Source organism: Vibrio sp. ZF57 (assembly GCF_001691235.1).
In the GTDB taxonomy this organism is placed as follows: Bacteria; Pseudomonadota; Gammaproteobacteria; order Enterobacterales; family Vibrionaceae; genus Vibrio; species Vibrio crassostreae_C.
In genome coordinates, this window is record NZ_MAKD01000122.1 from 1 (window position 1) to 4,007 (window position 4,007).

5 protein-coding genes and 1 pseudogene are annotated in these 4,007 nt (G+C 43.3%); 2 read left to right on the top strand and 4 right to left on the bottom strand.

The genetic code is table 11. The features are described 5' to 3' along the window. From A6D97_RS21900 to A6D97_RS19090, 4 genes and pseudogenes are all read right to left on the bottom strand, one after another. Positions 1-114 (bottom strand): annotated as a pseudogene (locus A6D97_RS21900) (flagellin B); the annotation flags it as partial. 296 nt (positions 115-410) lie between these two features. Then, positions 411-1,544: a flagellin gene (locus tag A6D97_RS19080; RefSeq protein WP_065585041.1), complete on the bottom strand. Its 1,134-nt coding sequence runs from the start codon at positions 1,542-1,544 to the stop codon at positions 411-413. Between the two features lie 121 nt (positions 1,545-1,665). Next, positions 1,666-2,589, bottom strand: a complete 924-nt coding sequence (locus A6D97_RS19085; protein ID WP_065585042.1) for a Dyp-type peroxidase — start codon at positions 2,587-2,589, stop codon at positions 1,666-1,668. A gap of 65 nt (positions 2,590-2,654) precedes the next feature. Beyond that, complete coding sequence (locus A6D97_RS19090) at positions 2,655-3,116, bottom strand: DUF2919 domain-containing protein (RefSeq protein WP_017060696.1); 462 nt, start codon at positions 3,114-3,116, stop codon at positions 2,655-2,657. 109 nt (positions 3,117-3,225) lie between these two features. Between A6D97_RS19090 and A6D97_RS19095 the strand changes: the two genes are divergently transcribed. Both A6D97_RS19095 and A6D97_RS19100 read left to right on the top strand, forming a co-directional pair. Next, a complete protein-coding gene (locus tag A6D97_RS19095; RefSeq protein WP_065585043.1) occupies positions 3,226-3,570 on the top strand; it encodes a DUF2956 domain-containing protein in 345 nt (114 codons plus the stop codon). 12 nt (positions 3,571-3,582) lie between these two features. Then, positions 3,583-3,915: a DUF4156 domain-containing protein gene (locus tag A6D97_RS19100; protein WP_065585044.1), complete on the top strand. Its 333-nt coding sequence runs from the start codon at positions 3,583-3,585 to the stop codon at positions 3,913-3,915. The last annotated feature ends 92 nt before the right edge of the window (positions 3,916-4,007 follow it).

Consider the following 4,007-nt stretch of genomic DNA (forward strand, 5'->3'; position numbering starts at 1 on the left):
GATTTTTGAGCCAGAAGCTAGACGCTCCATTGATGTTTGTTGTGCGCTGTTTGCATTGTTTAGGTAACGTTGCGCTGTCATCGCTGAAACGTTTGTATTTACATTCACTGCCATGGTGACTTCTCCAATTGATTTTCCGGTATTGCGGTTTCCGACGTCTCGGAAAACCAAGTAGTTCTCTCAAAGTTACTTTTAATAACGGCGTAATTGACGAAACCTTTAGGAAAAAAACAATAAAATTAAAGAAATAGCGATAAAGGAGAAGAAAGCGTGACTGGTAATAAATTTATCAAAAAAAGATAAGAAAAACGCTAAAGTTGTCGAGAAATCCGTCGAGCGAGGTTTTGTGTTTTTATTAACCAAAGAAGCCAAATAAACTGAAATGGTGTTATGAGATTTAAAGTAATTGATTAACCTAACAAGGTTAAGGCAAGGTTAGGTGCTTGCTTCGCTTGAGCCAGAATAGTAGTACTGACTTGTTGTAGTATTTGTTGCTTGAGCATTTGAGTGGTTTCTTTGGCGTAGTCGGTATCTTTGATTCGGCTGTTAGATGTCGCCAAGTTCTCATGAACGTTTTCGAGATTATTTATGGCATGATCAAAACGATTTTGCATTGCCCCTAGTTCAGAACGATGACTATCAACATACTTCATCGCTGTGTCTAAAATAGAGACAGCACGCTGCGCGCCACCTACATCAGTAACATTGATGTCATCGACTGATTCGTAATAACCCGCCGACATCGAAAGTTCACTGGCTAACGAACCTGAGAAAGAGATCGTGCCTGCGGTGTCTTCGCCAGACATATAGATCTGAAGCTGCCCTTCATCATTGACGGAAGCAGAGACGAGATCCGTTTGACCGTTAATATAAGTCGCCAACTCTTCGATATCATCGCCTTCTTTCGCGTTGATGGTGAGCTCTTGTGGCTGACCAAAACGGTCGGTAAACGACATCGTCATATCATTCTGGTTGGATTTGACTTCCCACGAGTCACTTGCCATGCCATTGGCGACATAGCTAAAACCACCCATATTGATGTCATCGGTGCGCATGTTTTTCAAACCTATCTGCACCGCTTCACCAGAACTGCCACCGATTTGAAATGAAGAACTACCAAAGCTACCGTTAAGGAGTTTTTTACCGCCAAATGAAGTGGTTTCAGCAATTCGATTCAACTCATCATTTAAGGCGGTCACTTCTTCTTGAATCGCCGTCCTTTCCGACTGGCTATTCGAGCCATTACTCGCCTGCAGTGACAAATCTCGCATACGCTGCATGATATTGGTGGTTTCATTCATCGCTCCTTCTGCTGTCTGCATAATGGAGATACCGTCGTTAGCATTACGAACAGCAACATCAATGCCACTCATCTGTGCTTCTAATCGATTCGAGATTTGTAAGCCAGCCGCATCGTCTTTTGCACTATTAATACGGCTCCCTGAAGCTAAGCGCTCCAAAGATTGATTCAGCATGTTATTAGCATTAGAGAGGTTTCTCTGAGCTACTAAAGCTGAGACATTTGTATTAACAGTTATAGCCATAGACCTTCACTTACAAAAAGATGAATAAAACTCACGATTGCTCTTATATCGACCAATTCATATAAAGCTTTAATAAAAAAGGAGCCCTAAGGCTCCCGTTCTTTACTGCATACGAGGTGATTTACTTAATCGTTAATGCACTCAACATGTCAGTCGAAGGCGCAAAGTAGTAAGCGCCTGTCACTGCTTTAGTAAATCGAAGCAGTTGGTCTGTTTTACCATCTGTTACGCCGTACATGCTCTCTAACATCGCATCGAAGTTATGACGAACGTTACAGTAAGCAATGAACAGTAAGCCGTGATCGCCCGTAGCGGTACCGTAAGGTAGGCTGTGACGAACAATCTTAAGACCCTTTCCTTCTTCTTTGATATCCACGCGACCAACGTGAGACGCCGCTGGCACATCATCTAGCTCGATAGAGTCAGGTTTAGTACGGCCAACCACTTTCTCTTGTGCCGATACATTCAAACGATTCCAAGCTGGCAGGTTATGCACAAAACGCTGCACCATTACATAACTACCACCAGCGAATTCACCCTCAGGCACAATAGCGACTTCAGCACGTTGTGCGTCTTTCGGGTTTTCAGTGCCATCAACAAAGTCTGTCATGTCACGAGAGTCTAGGAAGCGATAACCATAAGTTTCATCAACCACTTCAACATCAGCTGCTACTTCAGATAGCAATTTACGCAAGATAAAGAAGTGCAGATCATGTCGGTTTGAATGACAGTGAATCAGAACGTCAGACAGTGTGCTCGGTGCTGTGATATCACCTTCACCCAGCACAGGGAAGTCGATCAAATCAGCGGGCGCTGCTTGCTCGAACCTATCCCAAAAAGCTTTTGAGAACGCAACCGATGCCGTTAAGTTCGCATCAGGCTGAGTTTGGTTTAGTTCGTCGATTAGAGTCGGAAGCTTTTGAATTTCTGCTAGTACATTAGCAGTATTAGCGTTCACTTTAAGTTGAACGTAAAGCGCGAAAGGCCCAGCTTCAGGCAAAATAGCACTTTGAACGTTAGGCTGCTCATTTGAAACATTAAGCATAGATTATTCCTTCCAGTTTTAGCTTCTAAGTATAATTGTGAATGGGACAAATGTTTTGATGAGAATCAGTCTTCGAGCTCAACCACTTTAAAGCAATCCCTTGCAGCATGGCTATTGGTTAGATAAAGCGCTAACCACAGCAGCAACAATAGGGTGATGCCATTTGACCAACGGAACCATCCGTTATCCAAATAGATTAAATAAATCGTATGGGAGCCCTGTGCCAAGATAGCCATCATGGTAACCCAACGTCCCCATGACACGACTTTGTTAAGGCGCTTTCTATCTGGCGATCTTAGCCCAAATAACCACATCAGCAGCAAACTAGGCACACTCAACGCGATCCCGACATAAAACATCTGATGGTCTGGGTAGATTATCTCAAGAATATCGGTTCCCGATTCTCGGCTTGCGCCTGCAACAATGAAAACGACCAAGGCTTTCGCAAGAAACAACCAACCTAGCCAGAGCAAGATTGGAGCTTTCAAAAAGCCGTGCTTGTCGTATTGTTCTATGGAGTACCGCACAAATCTCACTTTCACTTATTTTCAAACCAACACTTTAACGCAAATCATTCATACTTAACTAGCTTTGCGTTATCTTAGTAGCCAATCCGTTTTAATTGTCGAACTCAGTATGAAAAACAAAACTAATACGCCCTCTGTTGAATCTCAACAGGAAGCACTGAAGATAGCCAAAGCGACTCAAAAGCCAGCTCAAACCAAAGAACAAACTAAACTGATTGCTCAGGGTATCGAGAAAGGCATCGCACTGTACAAGAAACAGCAAAAAGAACGCAGCCGCCAAGCCGATAAAGCGAAGAAGCGCGTACAGAAAGAAAAACAGACTCAACAAGCTAATCAACACCAAGAAGACACGATCGAAACAAGTGTTGAAACACCATCAAATCACGCCACTAAACTGCCGTGGTTACTACTGTTCGCAAGCTGGGTAGGCTTCGCGATTTATTTGATGAAATAACAGGATAAGCGTATGAAAAAGGAATTAATCGCTTTGGCTATGAGTAGCGTGTTACTCGGTTGCACGACACCGACATCAACGCCTCATAGCGAAGCTGCCAACGTGCAAATGGATTACCATGGCGTGATTAATATCGATAAATGTCAGTATAAAGGGGAAGTCACAGGCAGCGAAGGCCATTGGTACAACTACCTGTTTTACCCAAATGACACATTGATTCAAGGCGCCATGAATCAACTCAAGTCGAATACGATTGAGCTAGGCGCAGATACCGTGATATTCACACTTCCCCAAGATTTTTCCACATCCGTGACTATGCTGGGAACTGCCTATCTGTGTAAGTAAATAGAAACGTAATGGGGTAGCTCACAACTCATATTAGCGAGATGCTCCCTACTATTTCTATTCTAAAAAAAGAAAGCCAGCTTTCGCTGGCT

What these genes read in the sequence shown, in the direction of transcription:
- A6D97_RS19080 (WP_065585041.1), bottom strand. Translation starts at nt 1,544, where the DNA reads ATGGCTATAACTGTTAATACAAATGTCTCAGCTTTAGTAGCTCAGAGA.
- A6D97_RS19085 (WP_065585042.1), bottom strand. Translation starts at nt 2,589, where the DNA reads ATGCTTAATGTTTCAAATGAGCAGCCTAACGTTCAAAGTGCTATTTTG.
- A6D97_RS19095 (WP_065585043.1), top strand. Translation starts at nt 3,226, where the DNA reads ATGAAAAACAAAACTAATACGCCCTCTGTTGAATCTCAACAGGAAGCA.
- A6D97_RS19100 (WP_065585044.1), top strand. Translation starts at nt 3,583, where the DNA reads ATGAAAAAGGAATTAATCGCTTTGGCTATGAGTAGCGTGTTACTCGGT.